Consider the following 19,511-nt stretch of genomic DNA (forward strand, 5'->3'; position numbering starts at 1 on the left):
TGAAATTTGTTCATGCTGACGAGTTCAAATTTTTGATGAATCGCACGGCACTGGAACGGTGTTTCAAACACGCTACCGCCCCAGGATTTGACGTCAGTTCCCTGAAAACGATGTGTACCGCTATGTCAAGCGTTCTCACCATTATTTGAAATGTGAGCATCTACGCTTTATGGAACCTGCCACCCGTCCGTTTTTACGCCAGGTCTGCTGGCGAGAAACGAAATCTATGAAGAGTAGTGCACGCTTCTTCACATCCGATGTCATAAAAATGACGTCCAGCTCTGAAAAAGCACTACCATCAACATTCAGTTTATCATCGACGTTTAGCGTTGATGTAGAAGCTTGTGCCGACCGGTGCTGTAGTTCGACGATGAGCGGATCACTGACTGGCAAAGGTTTACCGCCGAAACCTACCACTTTACTCACACCTCGAGTCGACCGCAAAGGGACCCAATTTGCATCGTTAGGTAGATTTATGAACAGGTAACCTGGAAAGAGCGATTCGGTCACCCACTGGTGCTGCCCTCGCACCGATTTTTCACGGCAACAGGTGGGCCGGAAGCATTGATAGCCTTGGCGAATCAAGTGCTCCTCCGCACGTCCGTCCTGACGAGGCTTGCATTGAATCAGATACCAGGTCTGTTCTCGAGGAGCGTTTAGGTCGCTCGCCGCACTATGAATGTTCATATCCGTACACATATCACAAATGGTCGCTTCCATGGGATCAGTCGCGCACATGCAATGTCGATGAAAGCCGTTCACTGAAACCGACCCCACTCTCGTTCGCCATCACATGGGCTTGTATCCCCACCCGTTTGCAGGTAAAAAACGTGACGCTGACACCATTCTCCGATCGTAACCCTGCAGATTTCTTCGACATTCTACTCGCAACGGTGCTAACTACAAAAATCGATGATCTGTTATCCCCCTACCGCCATGATGAGAGCTGCTTGCCGTCGTCGCCGCTACAAGACAGCTAGCGACAACCCTATAGATGCAAAGGGCACACTTCATGTCGGCCAGTGCGCCCAATATCATTGCTCGTTACATCCAGACAAACCTGAAGCCGACCAGCAATACCTAGCGGATTCCCTCTCTTCTGACGAAGATTTGGTAAGACACCGCCACTACACCGCCGAGAACCAGACCTGAGATCAATCCAAGCAAAATTATTAAAGATTTTTTTGGTTTGACCGGCCTATCAGGGTGCTCGACCACACCATCGAAGCGGTAAACCGCTACATCTTGAGGCCTTGTCTCAAGCTCCTTGTAAAAGCTGTATTTGGCTTGAAGGTCTCTGAGGCGACCTATAAAAGGATCATCAGAAACCCGAGCCTCGAGATTTTTAATCTCAGCGTTGAGCGCCTTGGTCCCGCGCATATAAATCAGCTGCCCTTCCATGCTTCCCGCAATTTCTACGGAAGGGTTACCCGTGATGATTGGGGGCTTTTCCAGATTGATCGCTTCTGCAACATGCAACGCCTCGCGCAACTTGGTGATTGAGTCTTCGCGATTCTTTTTACCGGTTTCGCGCAACGTATGAAGTTGCTGATTGAGGCTGCGAGCTCGTACTTCAGCTTCACGCGCTACGTTTTTAATCATCTCGTTTTCTGCACGCTCGCCTGCACGTCTGACATAGGTGTCAACCCACTCTCTAGCACGCTCCGGATCACTGCTCTGAGCGACAACCAGATAGCGGTCCGGCGCATCTTTACTTGGCGGCACCACAGAAATTTTCTTTGTGAACTCTGAATACAGCAAACCCTGTGATCCTTCACGTTCGCTGCTGCTCAGTATCGGGAGATACATATCTTCATAAAACTTGCGCCGCAATGACTCAGACTGTAAGTTCAGGACAAAAATACCATAGATATCCTTGACACTGTACGGCGTGAGTTCTGAATCGTTGGTTCGACCGTAGTTAAAGTTTGCGATGTCATTTTGTGTCGGAGGTATCACATAAGCTCGCGCCTCATAGACTGGCGCGCTCGTGAGCGCATAGATAACCGCAAATACTGTTGTAATGGCTGCAACACCGAGCATCAACCATATTTGTTTCCACAATATCCTGAGAACGCCTCTGAAATCGATCTCCTGCAGGCTACCGGGCTCCACGGGACTATTTTGCATAAAAACTGACCTTTTATTAGATTTCACAACCTATCAATGCTATTGATGAGGTCCTTATTTCAGCATAAATACTTCCGCAGACAGGCCTCAGAATCCATTTCCTTGTCCACATACGCACGTTTTTTACAACTCACGGTGCAATCCATTCCTTTTTGCGTCAAAACAGACTGTGATATCCCCCTCACCCATTTAACAAGCACCGCTCGAGCAAAGTTTATATAATTGTGGAACGTAGTTTGAATATTGAAGTGTGCTCCAAAGCTGATTGACGTAGGGCAGGACATAACAATTCACTCGCTCCGCACTTTCTCAAATATTGCAACATATAAATCACAGGCTTCATTGCTTCAAGCCGAGAACAGCCCGTGCAAGGTTGTGCAAATACTGGCCATAACCGGTTTTTTTCAATCGATCAGCCTGAAGACTCAATTGCTCCACTGTGATCCATCCGTTACTAAAGGCGATTTCTTCGAGACAGGCTACTTTGAGGCCCTGACGCTGCTCGATGGTATGCACAAAGTGGCTGGCTTCGAGCAGAGAGTCATGGGTACCTGTGTCCAACCACGCAAAGCCGCGCCCCAGCATTTCGACGTTGAGAGTATTCTGTTCCAGATAAGCACGATTTACGTCGGTTATTTCCAGTTCGCCCCGATTGGACGGTGTGATGTTCTTCGCTATTTCAACGACCCGGTTATCGTAAAAGTACAAACCGGTTACAGCGTAATTGGATTTCGGCTTGAGGGGTTTCTCTTCGATGCTCAAGGCTCGACCCGAAGTATCAAACTCAACCACACCAAAACGCTCCGGATCGGAAACGTGATAGCCGAAAACCGTCGCGCCGTGTTCCTGGCTGCTGGCCGAATGCAGTTTGTCCGAGAAGTGCTGACCATAGAAGATGTTGTCGCCCAGAATCAGGCAGCATGGGTCCTTGCCGATGAACTCTTCGCCGATGATGAAGGCTTGCGCCAGGCCGTCCGGGCTCGGCTGTTCAGCGTAGGTCAGCTGGATGCCATAGAGGCTGCCATCACCCAGCAGCTTGCGGAAGCACGGCAAGTCTTCAGGGGTGGAAATGATCAGGATTTCGCGCATGCCCGCGAGCATCAATACCGACAGCGGATAAAAGATCATCGGCTTGTCGTAGATCGGCAGCATCTGCTTCGAAACGCCGAGGGTCAGCGGGTGCAAACGCGTGCCCGAGCCGCCTGCGAGGATGATGCCTTTGCGGTTTGTCGTGTTGATCATTTATCGAGAACTTCCATTAGCATTCGGGTTACGCCACGTTGCCAATTCGGCAAGTGCAGAGAAAAATTGTCACGCAGCTTCTGAGTGTTCAAGCGTGAGTTCAGCGGGCGACGTGCAGGTGTTGGATAGGCCGTGGTGTCGATCGGATTGATGGCCGTCACCGCCAGTTGTTCACTATGGCTGCGGGCGAATTCGATCACATGACTAGCATAGCCGTACCATGACACTTCACCGCTCGCCGCTAAGTGATACATGCCTCCGAGTTCTGGATGCTGTATGACTTTTTGAATGGCTAGCGCGGTTACGTCTGCGATCAGATCCGCACCGGTGGGTGCGCCGATCTGGTCTGCGATGACACTAAGGGTTTCCCGCTCCCTGGCCAGACGCAGCATGGTCTTGGCAAAGTTGTTGCCACGAGCGCCGTAGACCCAACTGGTGCGAAAGATCAGGTGTTTGCAGCCCGAAGCGATAATGGCCTGCTCGCCAGCGAGCTTGCTTGCGCCGTAGTGATTCACGGGTGCAACGGCGTCATCTTCTCGCCATGGTTTTTGCCCATCACCGCTGAACACGTAGTCCGTCGAGTAATGAATCAGCCAGGCATCAAGGGCCAAGGCCTCCTCGGCCATGACCTGGCTCGCCAGGGCATTTACCCGGGTTGCCAGTTCAGGTTCTGATTCGGCTTTATCCACCGCGGTGTAAGCCGCGGCGTTGACGATAAGATCAGGTTTGACCTGGCGAATCGTTGCTCGAAGTGAGTCAAGGTCGGACAAGTCGCCGCATAGTCCATTGACCCTGTGGCGATCCAGAGCGATCACCTCGCCCAGTGGCGAAAGTGAGCGCTGCAGTTTCCAGCCGACCTGGCCGTTCTTGCCCAGTAAAAGAATTTTCATGCTTGGCTCGAACGGTCGCTGTAGTTTTTGTCGATCCACTGCTGGTAGCTGCCACTTTTCACGTGTGCTACCCACTCGGTGTTGTTGAGGTACCACTCGACGGTTTTGCGGATTCCGGTCTCGAAGGTCTCTTCCGGTACCCAGCCCAATTCGCGCTGGATCTTGCTGGCATCGATTGCGTAGCGCTGGTCATGGCCAGGGCGATCTTGAACATAGGTGATCAAGCTGGCATGAGGGCGATGCGCGGAATCCGGGCGCAGCTCATCGAGCAGCGCGCAGAGGGTGTGCACGACTTCGATGTTTTGCTTTTCGTTATGGCCACCGATGTTGTACGTCTCGCCGATGACGCCTTCGGTCGCGACTTTGTACAGGGCACGGGCGTGGTCTTCGACGTAGAGCCAGTCGCGAACCTGATTGCCTTTGCCGTAGACCGGCAGTGGTTTGCCTTCCAGCGCATTAAGAATGATCAGCGGGATCAACTTCTCGGGGAAGTGGCACGGGCCGTAGTTGTTCGAGCAGTTGGTGACCAGGGTCGGCAGGCCGTAGGTGCGGTTCCAGGCACGAACCAGGTGATCGGAGCTGGCCTTGCTGGCCGAATACGGCGAGCTTGGCTGGTAGGGGGTGGTTTCGGTGAAGAGGTCTTCCGGACCTTCGAGGTCTCCGTAGACTTCGTCGGTGGAAATATGGTGGAAGCGGAAACTGGCCTTACGCACGTCATCCAGAGCGCTCCAGTACTGACGAGCGGCTTCCAGCAAGGTGTAGGTGCCGATGATGTTGGTCTGTATGAACTCGGAAGGGCCAGAGATCGAGCGATCAACGTGGGATTCTGCTGCCAGGTGCATGATCGTATCGGGCTGGTGTTCACGCAGGACGCGATCAACCTGGTCGCGATCGCAGATATCCACGCGTTCGAACACATAGCGCTCACTCTGAGCCGCTTCTGCCACAGACTCAAGATTGCCGGCGTAGGTAAGCTTATCCAGATTTACTACAGAGTCTGCGGTATTCGAGATGATGTGGCGAATGACTGCAGAGCCAATAAACCCGGCGCCGCCGGTAACTAGAATTTTCACGCGAGGACCATACCCTTGAGTTGCTGAAAGTGCTCTGTATCGAGCGCCATCTAATCCATGAATGCAAAGGCTACTGCATCAACCATAGCCTGTCTCCCGTCCGTGCCGAGTCGAAACACACAGTGGTATCTCCGAGCTCTCGGACAGGCGCAACATTTTACAGTTTAAAGACATATTTACTAACGGATATAGACAGGCAACGCATGAAAATCTGATGTGCCCCCTGCGCTTTCGGGAATCAGACGAGACGTTTGCGTCGCGCTCTTGCGGTACGACTGACCAACCAGCCGAGCAAGGGCCCGATCAGCATGCCTGTCAGCAATGCAACGACGACCACAACTGATACCGGCAACTGAGGCCCGGCCAGGCCCAGGAACAGCAAGGATACCGATTGCTGGTTCTCCAGCACAAAAGCCAGTATCGCCAGTACCAGCAAGAGAACAGCTACCACGAGGAGTACGCGCTTTAGATTACGCATGGATTGCTCCTTGGTCTGGCGCTATCAAATCTCCTCCTCCTCGTCTTCATTCACCCGATCCCGAAGCTCTTTACCCGGCTTGAAATGAGGAACGAATTTCCCATCCAGACTGACGGACTGACCAGTCTTAGGGTTGCGGCCCACGCGCGGTGCGCGGTAGTGCAAAGAGAAGCTGCCAAAGCCACGGATCTCGATGCGATCGCCGGTAGCCAGGCACTGGGACATTTGCTCGAGCATGGTCTTGATGGCCAGCTCCACATCCTTGGATGAGAGCAGCCCTTGATGGGTGACAATTCGTTCGATCAACTCCGACTTCGTCATATTTTTCCCTTCTTTTTCAAGCAGCTAGATCAGCGCTCCAAAGGTTTTAGCATGCTCGGAGGATTTTGAACAGCCCGTGTATTGACTTATCTGCATGGTGCTTGAGATAGCGCGCGCAGGCCGAGAGGCGCGACATTTGTTGAAGCATAAAGTTTGAGGGCTGTATTCAGGCAGTACGAATTTTTTGCCGTTCATCGGCAGATAACCAGCATGTTGCGTGAGAGGTAGCCGGCCGGATTCCAGCCAAACAGGGAATCCCCCTCTTCTTCTTTGGCATCGCTGGACTTGGTGACAACTTAGTAACCTTGCGCTTTGCATTCGCGATCCGCGCGTTTGTAGCACTTTTCCCAGCCCGAGCCGAGGCCTGAACAGTCGATCTCTGTGCCGCTGACTCCACGTACCACGTGAGTTTTGGTGTTTGTTGCACAGCCTGTCAGAACCAGTACTGCCATTATGAAAATGAACTTGTTCATCCAATTCCTTATGCAGGAAGGCCTACCCTGCGGTCGTTCATTTCACGTCAAAGCCTAGCCTAACCTTGAATATACGATTGATCCGTCAAAAGAACGATACAGGGGCTTCAAAAAGATCGTTCGAATGCGACCCGATCCTGCGACAGCTACGGGGTTGCGTGCCTCTCTAATTTTTGGGTATCCGGTCGACGAGTTGGCGCAGCCTGTGATTTTTTCTGCAGGCACCACCCTCGCAAAGATCAAAAGATCGCAGCCTGCGGCAGCTCCTACGGGGGTTTGTGTACATCTGATAGTGGGGGGGTCAAATCGCGGGCACAAAAAAGGGCGACCGAAGTCGCCCTTTTTTTATGGTCGGACAGAACTTAGTTCTGTTTTTCCATTTGTGCACGCAACAGGTCGCCCAGAGTGGTAGGACCAGCAGCGATGTTATCCGAGGCTGGCTTGTCGCGCAGGCTCTGGATAGCTTCTTTCTCGTCTTCAACGTCTTTCGACTTGATCGAGAGCTGGATTACGCGGCTCTTGCGGTCAACGCTGATGATCTTGGCTTCAACTTCTTCGCCTTCTTTCAGAACGTTACGTGCATCTTCGATGCGGTCACGGCTGATTTCGGAGGCTTTCAGAGTAGCTTCGATATCGGTAGCGAGGGTGATGATGGCGCCTTTGGCGTCAACTTCTTTCACGATACCCTTAACGATTGCGCCTTTATCGTTCTCTTGAACGTACTCGGAGAACGGATCGCTTTCCAGTTGCTTGATGCCCAGGGAGATGCGCTCGCGCTCTGGGTCAACCGACAGGATAACGGTGTCCAGTTCGTCGCCTTTCTTGAAGCGGCGAACGGCTTCTTCGCCCACTTCGTTCCAGGAGATGTCGGACAGGTGAACCAGGCCGTCGATGCCGCCGTCCAGACCAATGAAGATACCGAAATCGGTGATCGACTTGATGGTGCCGGAGATTTTATCGCCCTTGTTGAACTGGCCAGAGAAATCTTCCCATGGGTTGGATTTGCACTGTTTGATGCCGAGGGAGATACGACGACGCTCTTCGTCGATGTCCAGAACCATGACTTCCACTTCGTCGCCGACTTGTACGACTTTCGAAGGGTGGATGTTCTTGTTGGTCCAGTCCATTTCGGAAACGTGTACCAGGCCTTCCACGCCTTCTTCCAGCTCAGCGAAGCAGCCGTAGTCGGTCAGGTTGGTTACACGCGCGGTGACGCGAGTGCTTTCCGGGTAACGAGCCTTGATAGCGACCCATGGATCTTCGCCCAGCTGTTTCAAGCCCAGGGAAACACGATTGCGTTCGCGATCGTACTTCAGAACCTTGACATCGATCTCGTCGCCAACGTTGACGATTTCGGAAGGATGCTTGATACGCTTCCAAGCCATGTCGGTAATGTGCAGCAGGCCATCGACGCCACCCAGATCGACGAATGCGCCGTAATCGGTGAGGTTTTTGACGATACCTTTGACTTGCTGACCTTCCTGCAAGGATTCCAGCAGAGCTTCACGCTCGGCGGAGTTCTCGGCTTCGAGGACGCTGCGACGGGAAACGACAACGTTGTTGCGTTTCTGGTCGAGCTTGATGACCTTGAACTCGAGCTCTTTGCCTTCCAGGTGCGTGGTGTCGCGCACTGGACGGACGTCAACCAGAGAACCTGGCAGGAACGCACGGATGCCGTTAACGTCGACAGTGAAGCCGCCTTTAACCTTACCGTTGATAACGCCCTTGACCACTTCTTCGGCTGCGAAGGCTGCTTCCAGAACAATCCAGCATTCAGCGCGCTTGGCTTTTTCACGGGACAGCTTGGTTTCGCCAAAGCCGTCTTCGACCGCGTCCAGCGCAACGTGAACTTCATCACCGATGTTGATGTTCAGTTCACCAGCGTCGTTGTGGAACTGTTCCAGCGGAATGAGGCCTTCAGACTTCAAACCAGCGTGAACGGTTACCCAACCAGCCTGGTAATCGATGTCAACGATGACTGCGGTGATGATGGAGCCTGCCTGAAGGTTCAGGGTTTTTAGGCTTTCTTCAAAGAGTTCTGCAAAGCTTTCGCTCATTTTAATTCCTGTTGATAAGGGCGAAGAATACGCCCATCTGCCACATCCCAGACGATGTGGGTTACGTTCATATAAAAGAAAAGCCGCAGGACTATGCCTGGAGTCCCCTGCGGAATTTCTTGGTCACCCGGCGATATCGCGAAGGGCGATCTCGCTCATGATGCGTTGCAACACCTGCTCGATGGACAATTCCGTGGAATCCAGCTGTATGGCGTCAGCCGCCGGCTTGAGCGGGGCTACCGCTCGCTGGGTGTCACGCTCATCGCGTGCACGTATCTCATCTAGCAGACTCGACAGACTAACATCATCGCCCATGGCCTTCAACTGCAAGTAACGACGACGAGCACGCTCCTCGGCACTGGCGGTCAAAAAGATCTTCAGTGGCGCATCGGGGAACACCACCGTGCCCATGTCCCGGCCATCAGCCACCAGCCCCGGATGTTCCTGAAACGCCCGCTGACGCTGCAGCAAAGCATCGCGCACCGCCGGCAGCGCGGCGACCTGGGAAGCCCAGGCGCCGACTTGTTCGTTGCGCAGGTCGTCGGTGACGTCGTCGCCTTCGAGGATGATCCGCTGCGGATGACCGTCGGTCGCCGCGACGAACTGCACGTCGAGATGAGCCGCGAGCAATTTCAGCGATTCTTCATTGGTCAGGTCGACCCCATGATTACGCGCAGCAAAGGCCAGCAAGCGGTACAACGCACCGGAATCCAGCAAGCACCAGCCCAGGCGCTTGGCCAGGATACCGGCGATGGTGCCTTTGCCTGAACCGCTCGGCCCATCGATGGTAATGACAGGTGCCTTGATCATCACGACTGGGCCTCTTGCGCAACGCGGATACCCACCTGCGCGCACAGCGCGAGGAAGTTGGGAAAGGAAGTCGCGACGTTGGCGCAGTCATGGATGCGGATTGGCGCATTGGCGCGCAGCGAAGCGACGCTGAAGGCCATGGCAATCCGGTGATCGCCGTGACCATGCACTTCACCGCCGCCGATCTGGCCGCCGTCGATGATGATGCCATCCGGGGTCGGTTCGCATTTGACGCCCAGCGCCAGCAAGCCATCAGCCATCACCTGGATTCGATCCGACTCCTTGACTCGCAGCTCTTCGGCGCCACGCAGCACCGTGCGCCCTTCGGCACAGGCGGCAGCCACGAACAGCACCGGGAATTCGTCGATGGCCAATGGAACCAGCTCTTCCGGGATCTCGATACCCTTGAGTTTAGCCGCCCGCACACGCAGGTCGGCCACTGGCTCGCCGCCGACTTCACGCTGGTTTTCCAGGGTGATATCAGCCCCCATCAACCGCAGGATATCGATGACACCGGTACGGGTCGGGTTGATGCCGACATGCTCGAGCACCAGCTCGGAGCCTTCGGCGATCGACGCCGCGACAAGGAAGAACGCCGAGGAGGAAATATCCCCCGGGACTTCGATGTGGGTCGCCGTCAGCTTGTGTCCGGACTCGACCGAAGCGGTCGCGCCTTCCACGCTGACCGGATAGCCGAAACCACGCAACATACGCTCGGTATGGTCGCGGGTCGGTGCCGGCTCGGTCACGGTGGTTTTGCCTTCGGCGTACAGGCCGGCCAACAGCAGGCAGGATTTAACCTGGGCGCTGGCCATCGGCATGCTGTAGGTCAGGCCTTTGAGCGTGTTGCCACCGCGGATGGTCATCGGCGGACGACCCTCTGCGGCCGTTTCGATGACCGCGCCCATTTCCCGCAGCGGATTGGCCACGCGGTTCATTGGGCGCTTGGACAGCGAAGCGTCGCCGGTCAGGGTGCTGTCGAAGTTCTGCGCAGCCAAAAGGCCAGACAGCAGACGCATCGAGGTCCCGGAGTTGCCCAGATAGATCGGGCCCGGAGCCGGTTTCAGGCCGTGCAGGCCGACGCCGTGAATGGTCACGCGACCGTGGTGCGGACCTTCGATCACTACGCCCATGTCGCGGAAGGCTTGCAGGGTCGCCAGGGCGTCTTCGCCCTCGAGGAACCCTTCCACTTCGGTGACGCCTTCAGCGAGGGAGCCAAGCATGATCGAACGGTGGGAAATCGATTTATCGCCCGGTACACGAATCCGCCCAGTCAGGCGGCCACCAGGTTGTGCCAGGAAAATCAGGTCGTTGGAATTCATAGCGTCCACATAGGCCCGGCGGGCCAGGATTTTACTGAAATGCTCGCGGGCAACCCGGGCGCGAGTGAACACGCCCAATAATTGGTGCCCATCCCCTGCATCGACCGCGTCGCGCAAGGCGTCGAGGTCGCTGCGAAATGTATCGAGTGTGCGCAGGACAGCTTCGCGATTGGCGAGGAAGATGTCGTGCCACATGACCGGGTCGCTACCGGCGATTCTTGTGAAATCGCGGAAACCGCCCGCAGCGTAACGGAAGATCTCAAGATTTTCATTGCGCTTGGCCAATGAATCGACCAAACCGAACGCCAGCAAGTGCGGCAAATGGCTGGTCGCCGCCAGCACTTCGTCGTGACGTTCGACCTGCATGTGCTCGACATCGGCGCCCAATTCGCGCCACAACCGGTCGACCACTGCCAGAGCGGCCGGATCGGTCTGATCCAGCGGAGTCAGAATCACTTTATGCCGACGGAACAGCTCGGCATTCGAGGCTTCCACCCCGCTCTGCTCGGAACCGGCAATCGGATGCCCCGGCACGAAGCGCGCCGGCATCCCGCCAAACGCCTCGGTTGCCGCACGCACTACATTGCCTTTGGCGCTGCCGACATCGGTCAGAATCGCCTGCCCCAGATCCATGCCAGCCAAGCGCGCGAGGATTTTCTCCAAGGCCAGGATCGGCACGGCCAGCTGGATCACGTCAGCCCCCTGGCAAGCAAGAGCCAGGTCTTCTTCGCAACGATCGACCACGCCCAGTTCAACCGCCAGCTTGCGCGATTGCGGGTCAAGATCGACGCCCACCACTTCGCGGCACAGGCCGCTTTCGCGCAAGCCTTTGGCGAAGGAGCCGCCGATCAACCCCAGACCGACCACCACCAGGCGACCGATCATAGGCACAGCAGGTTGCGTTGCAATGACATCAACCACGAGCCAGAACCTTGGCCAATGCCTCGAGGAAGCGGCTGTTTTCCGCCGGTAGGCCAATGGTCACGCGCAGGTGATTCGGCATGCCGTAGTTGGCCACCGGACGCACGATCACGCCCTCACGCAGCAATCCCTGATACACCGGTGCGGCAACACGGCCCAGATCGACTGCAATGAAGTTGCCTTTGGAGGGGATCCAGCTCAGACCCAACTCGCGAAAGCCCGCTTCCAGCTGCTGCATGCCGGACTCGTTCAAGCGCCGGCTTTCGGCCAGATACTCGGCGTCCTGCAGCGCGGCACAGGCCGCGGCCAGGGCCAGGCTGTTGACGTTGAACGGCTGCCGCACACGGTTCAGGACATCGGCGACGACGGCTGTGGATAAGCCATAGCCAACTCGCAATGCGGCCAGGCCGTAGGCCTTGGAGAAGGTCCGCGAAACCAGCAGGTTCGGGTAAGCCGCGAGGAAGTCCAGGCCATCCGGCAGATCGCTGCCCTCGGCATACTCGATATAGGCCTCATCGAGTACCACCAGCACATGCTCAGGCACATCCTGGAGGAATTCATCCAACGCCTCGGCACCGAACCAGGTCCCGGTCGGGTTGTTCGGATTGGCGATGAATACCACCCGGGTATTGCTGTCGATGGCCTCGAGCATCGCCGGCAGATCGTGCCCCCAGTCTTTGGCTGGAATGACTCGTGCCTCGGCACCCACGGCCTGGGTGACGATCGGATAGACCGCGAACGCATGTTCGCTGAACACCGCATTCAGCTCCGGCGCCAGATAAGCACGGGCGACCAGTTCGAGAATGTCGTTGGAGCCGTTACCCAGGGTCACCTGGTCGAGCTGCACGCGGCATTGCTCGGCCAGCAGGCTCTTGAGGGTAAAACCATTGCCATCCGGATAACGGGTCAGTTCGCCCAGCGCTTCACGAATCGCCACCAGCACTTTAGGACTGGCACCCAGCGGGTTTTCGTTGCTCGCCAGTTTGACGATTTTGGCCGGATCCAGGTCCAGCTCGCGTGCCAGTTCGTCCACGGGTTTTCCCGGAACGTAAGGCGAGAGTTTTTGTACGCCTGGCTGTGCCAGAGCGAGGAAATCGCCACTCATTGTCTAAGCCTCAGAGAACCGCTTTCGGGTAGGAACCCAGCACCTTGAGTGCCACTGCTTCCTGACTGATCTTCTCCAGCACACCCTTGACCAGCGGGTCGCGGTGATGGCCGACGAAGTCGATGAAGAACACATAGGTCCATTTGCCGCTGCGCGAAGGCCGGGTTTCGATCCGCGTCAGGTCGATGCCATTGTCGTGGAACGGCACCAACAGCTCGTGAAGCGCGCCTGGCTTGTTGCTCATGGAGACGATGATCGAGGTCTTGTCGTCGCCGGTCGGCGGCACTTCCTGGCTGCCTATCATCAAGAACCGCGTGGAGTTGTCCGGACGGTCCTCGATTTTCTCGGCCAGACGGGTCAAGCCGTAAAGCTCGGCCGCCATGTCGCCGGCAATCGCCGCCGAGCTCCACTCACCCTTGACCCGCTTGGCCGCTTCGGCGTTGCTGGACACCGCCACGCGCTCGACATTCGGGTAATGGGCGTCCAGCCACTTGCGGCACTGGGCCAGCGACTGGGCGTGGGAATAGATGCGGCTGATGCTGTCGGTCTTGGTGTTTTCACCGACCAGCAGGTGATGGTGGATCCGCAGCTCGACTTCGCCGCAGATCACCATGTCGTGCTCGAGAAAGCTGTCCAGGGTGTGGTTGACCGCGCCCTCGGTGGAGTTTTCCACCGGGACCACGCCAAAGTTCACCGCACCGGCCGCCACTTCGCGGAACACTTCATCGATCGCTGCCATTGGCTTGCTGATCACCGCATGCCCGAAGTGTTTCAGGGCCGCGGCCTGGGTGAAGGTGCCTTCCGGGCCGAGGTAAGCCACTTTCAGCGGCTGCTCCAAGGCCAGGCAGGAAGACATGATTTCACGGAACAACCGCGCCATCTCTTCGTTGCCCAACGGCCCCTGGTTGCGTTCCATGACGCGCTTGAGCACCTGGGCTTCACGCTCAGGACGATAGAACACCGGCACTTCGCCTTCGGCCAATGAAGCCATCTTGACTCGTGCGACTTCCTGGGCGCAGCGCGCGCGCTCACTGATCAGTTCGAGGACCTTTTCGTCCAGGCTATCAATACGCAGGCGCAGTGCCTTGAGTTCTTGCTCGGACATTAACCGTGTTCCTTCTCGAACTCTGCCATGTAGGCCACCAGCGCGTTGACCGCGACGATGTCTACGGCGTTGTAGATAGAGGCACGCATGCCACCTACCGAACGGTGACCCTTGAGGTTCAACAGGCCGCGCGCCTCGGCGCCCGCCAGGAACGGCTTGTCCAGGCGATCGTCAGCCAGACGGAACGGCACGTTCATCCACGAGCGGTCGGACGTGTTGATCGGGTTGCTGTACAGGCCGCTGGCGTCGATGAAGCCATACAGCGTGCGCTGTTTGACGTCATTGAGCTTGCCGATGGCTTCTACACCACCTTGCTCTTTCAGCCACTCGAACACCAGCCCGGACAGGTACCAGGCCAGTGTTGGCGGAGTGTTGTACATGGAGCCGTTGTCGGCCGCGACCTTGTAGTCGAGCATGGTCGGGCAGATTGAACGGGCGCGACCCAGCAGGTCTTCACGAATGATAGTGACGACGAGACCGCTCGGACCGATGTTTTTCTGGGCGCCGGCGTAAATCATGCCGAAGCGCGAGATATCCACAGGGCGCGACAGGATGTCCGAAGACATGTCGGCGACCAGCGGCACATCGCCGGTTTCCGGGATCCACTGGAATTCCAGGCCGCCGATGGTTTCGTTCGGCGCGTAGTGCACGTAGGCCGCGTCTTGCGACAGCTTCCATTCGTTCTGGCCGGGAATCGCGTAATAGTCGTAAGGCTTGGCCGTGGCCGCGACATTGACGGTGCCGAAGCGCGAAGCTTCTTCAATGGCTTTCTGCGACCAGATACCGGTGTCGATATAGTCGGCCTTGCCGGTTTCCGGCAACAGGTTCAGCGGAATCTGGGCAAATTGCTGGCTGGCGCCGCCTTGCAGAAACAGCACTTTGTAGTTCGAGGGGATATCCAGCAGATCACGCAGATCCTGCTCGGCCTTGGTCGCAATGGACACGAACTCATCACTGCGATGGCTCATTTCCATGACCGACAGACCCTTGCCATGCCAATCGAGAAGTTCACCCTGCGCGCGCTGCAGGACAGATTCAGGAAGCGCCGCGGGACCGGCACAGAAGTTATAGGCTCTCTTGCTCACATCCAATCTCGCTCTGATTTGGTGGGATCACGCAATAAATCTATTTGACCTGTAGGAGCTGTCGAGCGAAGCGAGGCTGCGATCTTTTCGTGCGGACCCCACATAGCGAAAGCAAGATCAAGAGATCGCAGCCTCGCTTCGCTCGACAGCTCCTACGGCCCTACATTAAAAACAATTCCACAGTTCGTGGAGGACAAACAACAAGGGGGAGAATTTTCATCCGCCCCCCTTGCGTGTCCGTTTACTCCTGCGGTTCGGCGTCGTCAGCAGCGGCATCGAGTTGCTGATCTTCAACAACATCATCGATGACTACACCAGCTTCGAACTCGGCGCCTTCTTCGCCTTCCTCGCCTTCCAGCTCTTCGCCTTCAACTTCGGATGGCTCCTGAACCCGCTCCAGGCCGACCAGTGTTTCGTCGCTGGCCAGTTTGATCAGGGTCACGCCCTGAGTGTTGCGGCCGAGGCTGGACACTTCGTCGACGCGGGTACGAACCAGTGTGCCCTGGTCGGAAATCAGCATGATTTCCTCGCCGTCGAGCACCTGGACCGCGCCGACCAGACGGCCGTTGCGATCGTTGCTGACCATGGCGATAACGCCCTGACCGCCACGTTTGTACTCTGGGAACTCGGTGATTGCCGTGCGTTTGCCATAACCACGCGCCGAAGCGGTGAGGATCTGGCTGCCTTCTTCCGGGATCAGCATGGAAATCAGCTTCTGCCCTTCCGGCAGGCGCATGCCACGCACACCGCGAGCGGTACGGCCCATGGCGCGAACGTCGGACTCTTTGAAGCGGGTGACCTTGCCGCCGTCGGAGAACAGCATGACTTCGCGCTCGCCATCGGTAATGGCCGCGGAAATCAGCACGTCGCCTTCGTCCAGCTCCAGCGCGATCAGACCGACGCTGCGTTGACGGCTGAATTGCTCCAGCGGGGTCTTCTTCACGGTACCGTCAGCGGTGGCCATGAAGATGAAGTGACCTTCGGTGTACTCGTCGACCGGCAGCATGGTGGTGATGTATTCACCCTCACCCAGCGGCAGCAGGTTGACCAATGGCCGACCACGGGCAGCGCGGGACGCTTCCGGAATTTCGTAGGTTTTCAGCCAGTAGACCTTGCCCTTGCTGGAGAACAGCAACAGCGTGGTGTGGCTGTTGGCGACCAGCAGGTGAGCGATATAGTCCTCATCCTTGACGCCGGTAGCCGATTTGCCTTTACCGCCACGACGCTGGGCCTGGTACGCAGCCAATGGCTGGGTCTTGGCATAGCCACTGTGGGAGATGGTCACGACGCGCTCTTCTTCCGGGATCATGTCACCCAGGGTCAGGTCGAGACGGGCATCGAGAATCTCGGTACGACGCACATCGCCGTATTCGGCACGAATGACTTCCAGTTCCTCGCGGATCACTTCCATCAAGCGCACTGCGCTGTTGAGGATGCGGATCAGCTCACCGATCTGGTTGAGGATTTCCTGGTATTCGGCCAGCAGCTTTTCGTGTTCCAGGCCGGTCAGACGGTGCAGACGCAGCTCCAGAATGGCTTGCGCCTGTTCTGGCGAGAGGAAGTACTTGCCTTCGCGCAGACCGTATTGCGGGTCGAGGTTGTCCGGACGGCAGGAATCGGCGCCGGCACGTTCGACCATCGACACTACCGCGCTGGACTCCCAAGGCGTGCTGATCAGCGCTTCCTTGGCTTCCGACGGCGTTGGCGAGGCCTTGATCAGGGCGATGACCGGGTCGATGTTCGACAGGGCAACGGCCTGACCTTCGAGGATATGCCCACGTTCGCGGGCTTTACGCAGTTCGAACACGGTACGCCGGGTCACGACTTCGCGACGGTGACGCACGAAGGCTTCCAGCAGGTCCTTGAGGTTAAGGATCCGCGGACGGCCGTCAATCAGCGCCACGATGTTGATGCCGAACACCGCTTGCAGCTGGGTCTGGGCGTAGAGGTTGTTGAGGATCACCTCAGGCACTTCGCCACGACGCAGCTCGATCACCACGCGCATACCGTCTTTGTCAGACTCGTCGCGCAGTTCGGTGATGCCTTCGAGCTTCTTCTCTTTGACCAGCTCGGCGATTTTCTCGATCAGCCGCGCCTTGTTCAGCTGGTAAGGCAGTTCGGTAATGACGATCTGCTGACGACCACCGACCTTGTCGATGTCTTCAATCATCGAGCGGGCACGCATGTAAATGCGCCCGCGACCGGTGCGATAGGCTTCGATGATGCCGGCGCGACCGTTGATGATCGCGGCCGTCGGGAAGTCCGGACCGGGGATGAATTGCATCAGCTCATCGATGGTCAGCTCGGGGTTTTCGATGAGTGCCAGGCAACCGTCGATGACTTCACCGAGGTTGTGCGGCGGAATGTTGGTCGCCATGCCCACGGCAATACCGCTGGAGCCGTTGACCAGCAGGTTGGGGATCCTGGTCGGCATGACCGCCGGGATCATTTCGGTGCCGTCGTAGTTCGGCACCCAGTCCACGGTTTCTTTGTGCAGGTCGGCCAGCAGCTCGTGCGCCAGCTTGCTCATGCGCACTTCGGTGTATCGCATGGCCGCGGCGTTGTCGCCGTCGACCGAACCGAAGTTGCCCTGGCCGTCTACCAGCAGGTAGCGCAGGGAAAAAGGCTGGGCCATACGAACGATGGTGTCGTAGACCGCCGTATCACCGTGGGGGTGATACTTACCGATCACGTCACCGACAACACGGGCGGATTTCTTGTACGGCTTGTTCCAGTCGTTACTCAGCTCGCTCATCGCGAACAGTACGCGCCGGTGCACGGGCTTCAAGCCATCGCGCGCATCAGGCAGTGCCCGCCCGACAATTACGCTCATTGCGTAATCGAGGTAGGACTGCCTCATCTCGTCTTCGATATTGACCGGGATGATTTCTTTGGCCAGTTCGCCCATGAGAAGCCTGATTCCTTTTTCTGGTGAAACCTCGTCACATCCATATGGGACGAACGAAGCTCGTCGCTGCAGGCTCGGTGCCGTGCATCGACTTACGACAAATCAACGAGTTATGCCTGGATCTGCGCAGTAAAGGCAGCCACATCGGGCAACCCTGGAAACCGCCGGATGTTATCACAATCGCCGCCACGCACCTATCCCCCAGACGCGCATGGAGCATAGTTAGTTGACCGGTGACAGGCTGATAGGGGACGAGAGAGGCTTAGAGCCGAGTTGAATGAAGATTCTGGATCGTTTACCGATGATCCGGTGCTGCAAACACCGACCGTAGGAGCTGCCGAAGGCTGCGATCTTTTCAGGATCACCGCCGATTCGCCAAGAAGATCAAAAGATCGCAGCCTGCGGCAGCTCCTACGCCGCCCCGTTACACCCGCGATATTGCCGGAACATGTGGCCCCGCAGCACGCCTCAATGTAACCGCTTGCGACACATCAACTGCGCCATTTTCGCGGTATCCGGTCGCTCGACTATGCCTTTCTCGGTAATGATTGCGTCGATCAGGTCCGCCGGGGTGACGTCGAACACCGGGTTGAACGCATCGACATCGGCCCCGACCCGCTTGCCGCCGACTTCCAGCAGTTCACTGCCGGCACGCTCTTCGATAGGGATGTCATCGCCGCTGGCCAGGCTCATGTCGATGGTCGAACTCGGCGCCACCACCATGAAGCGCACGCCGTGGTGCATGGCGCATACCGCCAGCTGGTAGGTGCCGATCTTGTTCGCCACATCGCCATTGGCGGTGATCCGGTCAGCGCCAACGATCACCCAGGTGACACCCTTGGTTTTCATGATATGCGCAGCCGCCGAGTCGGCGTTCAGGGTGACGGGGATGCCTTCGTTGGCAAGCTCCCAGGCGGTCAGCCGTGAACCTTGCAGCCAGGGCCGGGTTTCGTCGGCGTAGACGCGCTCGACCATACCTTCCAGCCAAGCGCCACGAATCACCCCCAGCGCTGTACCGAAGCCGCCGGTAGCCAGGGCACCGGTATTGCAATGGGTCAGGATCGCCTGGGCATTGCCCTGATGCTTGCGGATCAGATCCACACCCAACTGCGCCATGGTCAGATTGGCTTCGCGATCGCTTTCATGAATCGCCATGGCCTCGGCCTCAAGCACCGCCAACGGATGAGCGTGCCCTTTCAGGCGCTCAAGACGCTCGCGCATGCGATTCAGCGCCCAGAATAGATTGACCGCCGTCGGGCGCGAATCCGCGAGCAAGGCAAAGTCCTCTTCCAGGGCGGCCTGCCAGTCACCACCGGCGGCATAACGGATGCGCGCCGCCAGTACCACCGCATAAGCCGCGCTGATGCCAATGGCCGGGGCGCCGCGCACCACCATCGAGCGAATGGCCTCGGCCACACCGGCGGCGGTGGTGTAAGCGATCCAGCTTTCCTCAAACGGCAGAATGCGCTGATCAAGCAGGTAAAGGGCGCCGTCCCGCCAATCGATGGCCTTCACCTTCTCCGCAGCCAACAGTCGATCGCGCATGCCTCACCCCATACTCACTAACAAAAGCCGCCGATTATAGCGATCC

General features: G+C 57.2%; 15 protein-coding genes and 1 pseudogene. All 16 read right to left on the bottom strand.

Annotated features, from left to right (window positions below; translation table 11 throughout):
• Positions 1 to 141 precede the first annotated feature (141 nt).
• Positions 142 to 720 carry a transcription termination/antitermination NusG family protein gene (locus F8N21_RS00285; RefSeq protein ID WP_224788144.1) on the bottom strand — a complete coding sequence of 193 codons (579 nt, stop codon included), beginning with the start codon at positions 718 to 720 and terminating at the stop codon, positions 142 to 144.
• A 360-nt stretch (positions 721 to 1,080) separates the two neighbouring features.
• On the bottom strand, positions 1,081 to 2,130 hold the full coding sequence (locus F8N21_RS00290) for an LPS O-antigen chain length determinant protein WzzB (RefSeq protein ID WP_150640194.1): 1,050 nt from the start codon (positions 2,128 to 2,130) through the stop codon (positions 1,081 to 1,083).
• A gap of 339 nt (positions 2,131 to 2,469) precedes the next feature.
• The gene (rfbA, locus tag F8N21_RS00295) at positions 2,470 to 3,369 is read right to left on the bottom strand and encodes a glucose-1-phosphate thymidylyltransferase RfbA (protein WP_150640344.1); all 900 of its coding nucleotides are present in this window, start codon (positions 3,367 to 3,369) and stop codon (positions 2,470 to 2,472) included.
• Entirely contained in the window at positions 3,369 to 4,262 is an 894-nt protein-coding gene (rfbD, locus tag F8N21_RS00300) for a dTDP-4-dehydrorhamnose reductase (protein WP_150640195.1), read from the bottom strand. Before rfbD ends, rfbA begins: the two co-directional genes overlap by 1 nt.
• Positions 4,259 to 5,335: a dTDP-glucose 4,6-dehydratase gene (rfbB, locus tag F8N21_RS00305; protein ID WP_150640196.1), complete on the bottom strand. Its 1,077-nt coding sequence runs from the start codon at positions 5,333 to 5,335 to the stop codon at positions 4,259 to 4,261. Before rfbB ends, rfbD begins: the two co-directional genes overlap by 4 nt.
• 238 nt (positions 5,336 to 5,573) lie before the next feature.
• Positions 5,574 to 5,813: a lipopolysaccharide assembly protein LapA domain-containing protein gene (locus F8N21_RS00310; protein WP_150640197.1), complete on the bottom strand. Its 240-nt coding sequence runs from the start codon at positions 5,811 to 5,813 to the stop codon at positions 5,574 to 5,576.
• A 24-nt stretch (positions 5,814 to 5,837) separates the two neighbouring features.
• Positions 5,838 to 6,134: an integration host factor subunit beta gene (ihfB, locus tag F8N21_RS00315; RefSeq protein ID WP_150640198.1), complete on the bottom strand. Its 297-nt coding sequence runs from the start codon at positions 6,132 to 6,134 to the stop codon at positions 5,838 to 5,840.
• 191 nt (positions 6,135 to 6,325) lie between these two features.
• Positions 6,326 to 6,607, bottom strand: a pseudogene (locus F8N21_RS30705) (hypothetical protein).
• Between the two features lie 362 nt (positions 6,608 to 6,969).
• Positions 6,970 to 8,664, bottom strand: a complete 1,695-nt coding sequence (rpsA, locus tag F8N21_RS00325; protein ID WP_150640199.1) for a 30S ribosomal protein S1 — start codon at positions 8,662 to 8,664, stop codon at positions 6,970 to 6,972.
• Positions 8,665 to 8,787: 123 nt separating this feature from the next.
• Positions 8,788 to 9,474 carry a (d)CMP kinase gene (gene cmk, locus F8N21_RS00330; RefSeq protein ID WP_191624143.1) on the bottom strand — a complete coding sequence of 229 codons (687 nt, stop codon included), beginning with the start codon at positions 9,472 to 9,474 and terminating at the stop codon, positions 8,788 to 8,790.
• Positions 9,474 to 11,681, bottom strand: a complete 2,208-nt coding sequence (locus tag F8N21_RS00335; protein ID WP_263597289.1) for a bifunctional prephenate dehydrogenase/3-phosphoshikimate 1-carboxyvinyltransferase — start codon at positions 11,679 to 11,681, stop codon at positions 9,474 to 9,476. Before F8N21_RS00335 ends, cmk begins: the two co-directional genes overlap by 1 nt.
• A gap of 28 nt (positions 11,682 to 11,709) precedes the next feature.
• Entirely contained in the window at positions 11,710 to 12,822 is a 1,113-nt protein-coding gene (hisC, locus tag F8N21_RS00340) for a histidinol-phosphate transaminase (protein ID WP_150640202.1), read from the bottom strand.
• Between the two features lie 10 nt (positions 12,823 to 12,832).
• Positions 12,833 to 13,927, bottom strand: a complete 1,095-nt coding sequence (gene pheA, locus F8N21_RS00345) for a prephenate dehydratase (protein ID WP_150640203.1) — start codon at positions 13,925 to 13,927, stop codon at positions 12,833 to 12,835.
• A complete protein-coding gene (serC, locus tag F8N21_RS00350) occupies positions 13,927 to 15,012 on the bottom strand; it encodes a 3-phosphoserine/phosphohydroxythreonine transaminase (protein WP_150640204.1) in 1,086 nt (361 codons plus the stop codon). Before serC ends, pheA begins: the two co-directional genes overlap by 1 nt.
• A 241-nt stretch (positions 15,013 to 15,253) precedes the next feature.
• Positions 15,254 to 17,920: a DNA gyrase subunit A gene (gene gyrA, locus F8N21_RS00355; protein WP_150640205.1), complete on the bottom strand. Its 2,667-nt coding sequence runs from the start codon at positions 17,918 to 17,920 to the stop codon at positions 15,254 to 15,256.
• Positions 17,921 to 18,388: 468 nt separating this feature from the next.
• Entirely contained in the window at positions 18,389 to 19,465 is a 1,077-nt protein-coding gene (mtnA, locus tag F8N21_RS00360) for an S-methyl-5-thioribose-1-phosphate isomerase (RefSeq protein WP_150640206.1), read from the bottom strand.
• Positions 19,466 to 19,511 lie beyond the last annotated feature (46 nt).

Origin of the sequence: Pseudomonas fluorescens, from assembly GCF_902497895.1 — a bacterium.
GTDB lineage: Bacteria > Pseudomonadota > Gammaproteobacteria > Pseudomonadales > Pseudomonadaceae > Aquipseudomonas > Aquipseudomonas fluorescens_BP.

Bases quoted from the DNA above. Each gene is read 5' to 3' on its own strand.
- gyrA (WP_150640205.1), bottom strand. From the start codon at position 17,920: ATGGGCGAACTGGCCAAAGAAATCATCCCGGTCAATATCGAAGACGAG.
- rfbD (WP_150640195.1), bottom strand. From the start codon at position 4,262: ATGAAAATTCTTTTACTGGGCAAGAACGGCCAGGTCGGCTGGAAACTG.
- hisC (WP_150640202.1), bottom strand. From the start codon at position 12,822: ATGAGTGGCGATTTCCTCGCTCTGGCACAGCCAGGCGTACAAAAACTC.
- F8N21_RS00310 (WP_150640197.1), bottom strand. From the start codon at position 5,813: ATGCGTAATCTAAAGCGCGTACTCCTCGTGGTAGCTGTTCTCTTGCTG.
- mtnA (WP_150640206.1), bottom strand. From the start codon at position 19,465: ATGCGCGATCGACTGTTGGCTGCGGAGAAGGTGAAGGCCATCGATTGG.
- rpsA (WP_150640199.1), bottom strand. From the start codon at position 8,664: ATGAGCGAAAGCTTTGCAGAACTCTTTGAAGAAAGCCTAAAAACCCTG.
- ihfB (WP_150640198.1), bottom strand. From the start codon at position 6,134: ATGACGAAGTCGGAGTTGATCGAACGAATTGTCACCCATCAAGGGCTG.
- cmk (WP_191624143.1), bottom strand. From the start codon at position 9,474: ATGATCAAGGCACCTGTCATTACCATCGATGGGCCGAGCGGTTCAGGC.
- F8N21_RS00335 (WP_263597289.1), bottom strand. From the start codon at position 11,681: ATGATCGGTCGCCTGGTGGTGGTCGGTCTGGGGTTGATCGGCGGCTCC.
- pheA (WP_150640203.1), bottom strand. From the start codon at position 13,927: ATGTCCGAGCAAGAACTCAAGGCACTGCGCCTGCGTATTGATAGCCTG.
- F8N21_RS00290 (WP_150640194.1), bottom strand. From the start codon at position 2,130: ATGCAAAATAGTCCCGTGGAGCCCGGTAGCCTGCAGGAGATCGATTTC.
- F8N21_RS00285 (WP_224788144.1), bottom strand. From the start codon at position 720: ATGGAAGCGACCATTTGTGATATGTGTACGGATATGAACATTCATAGT.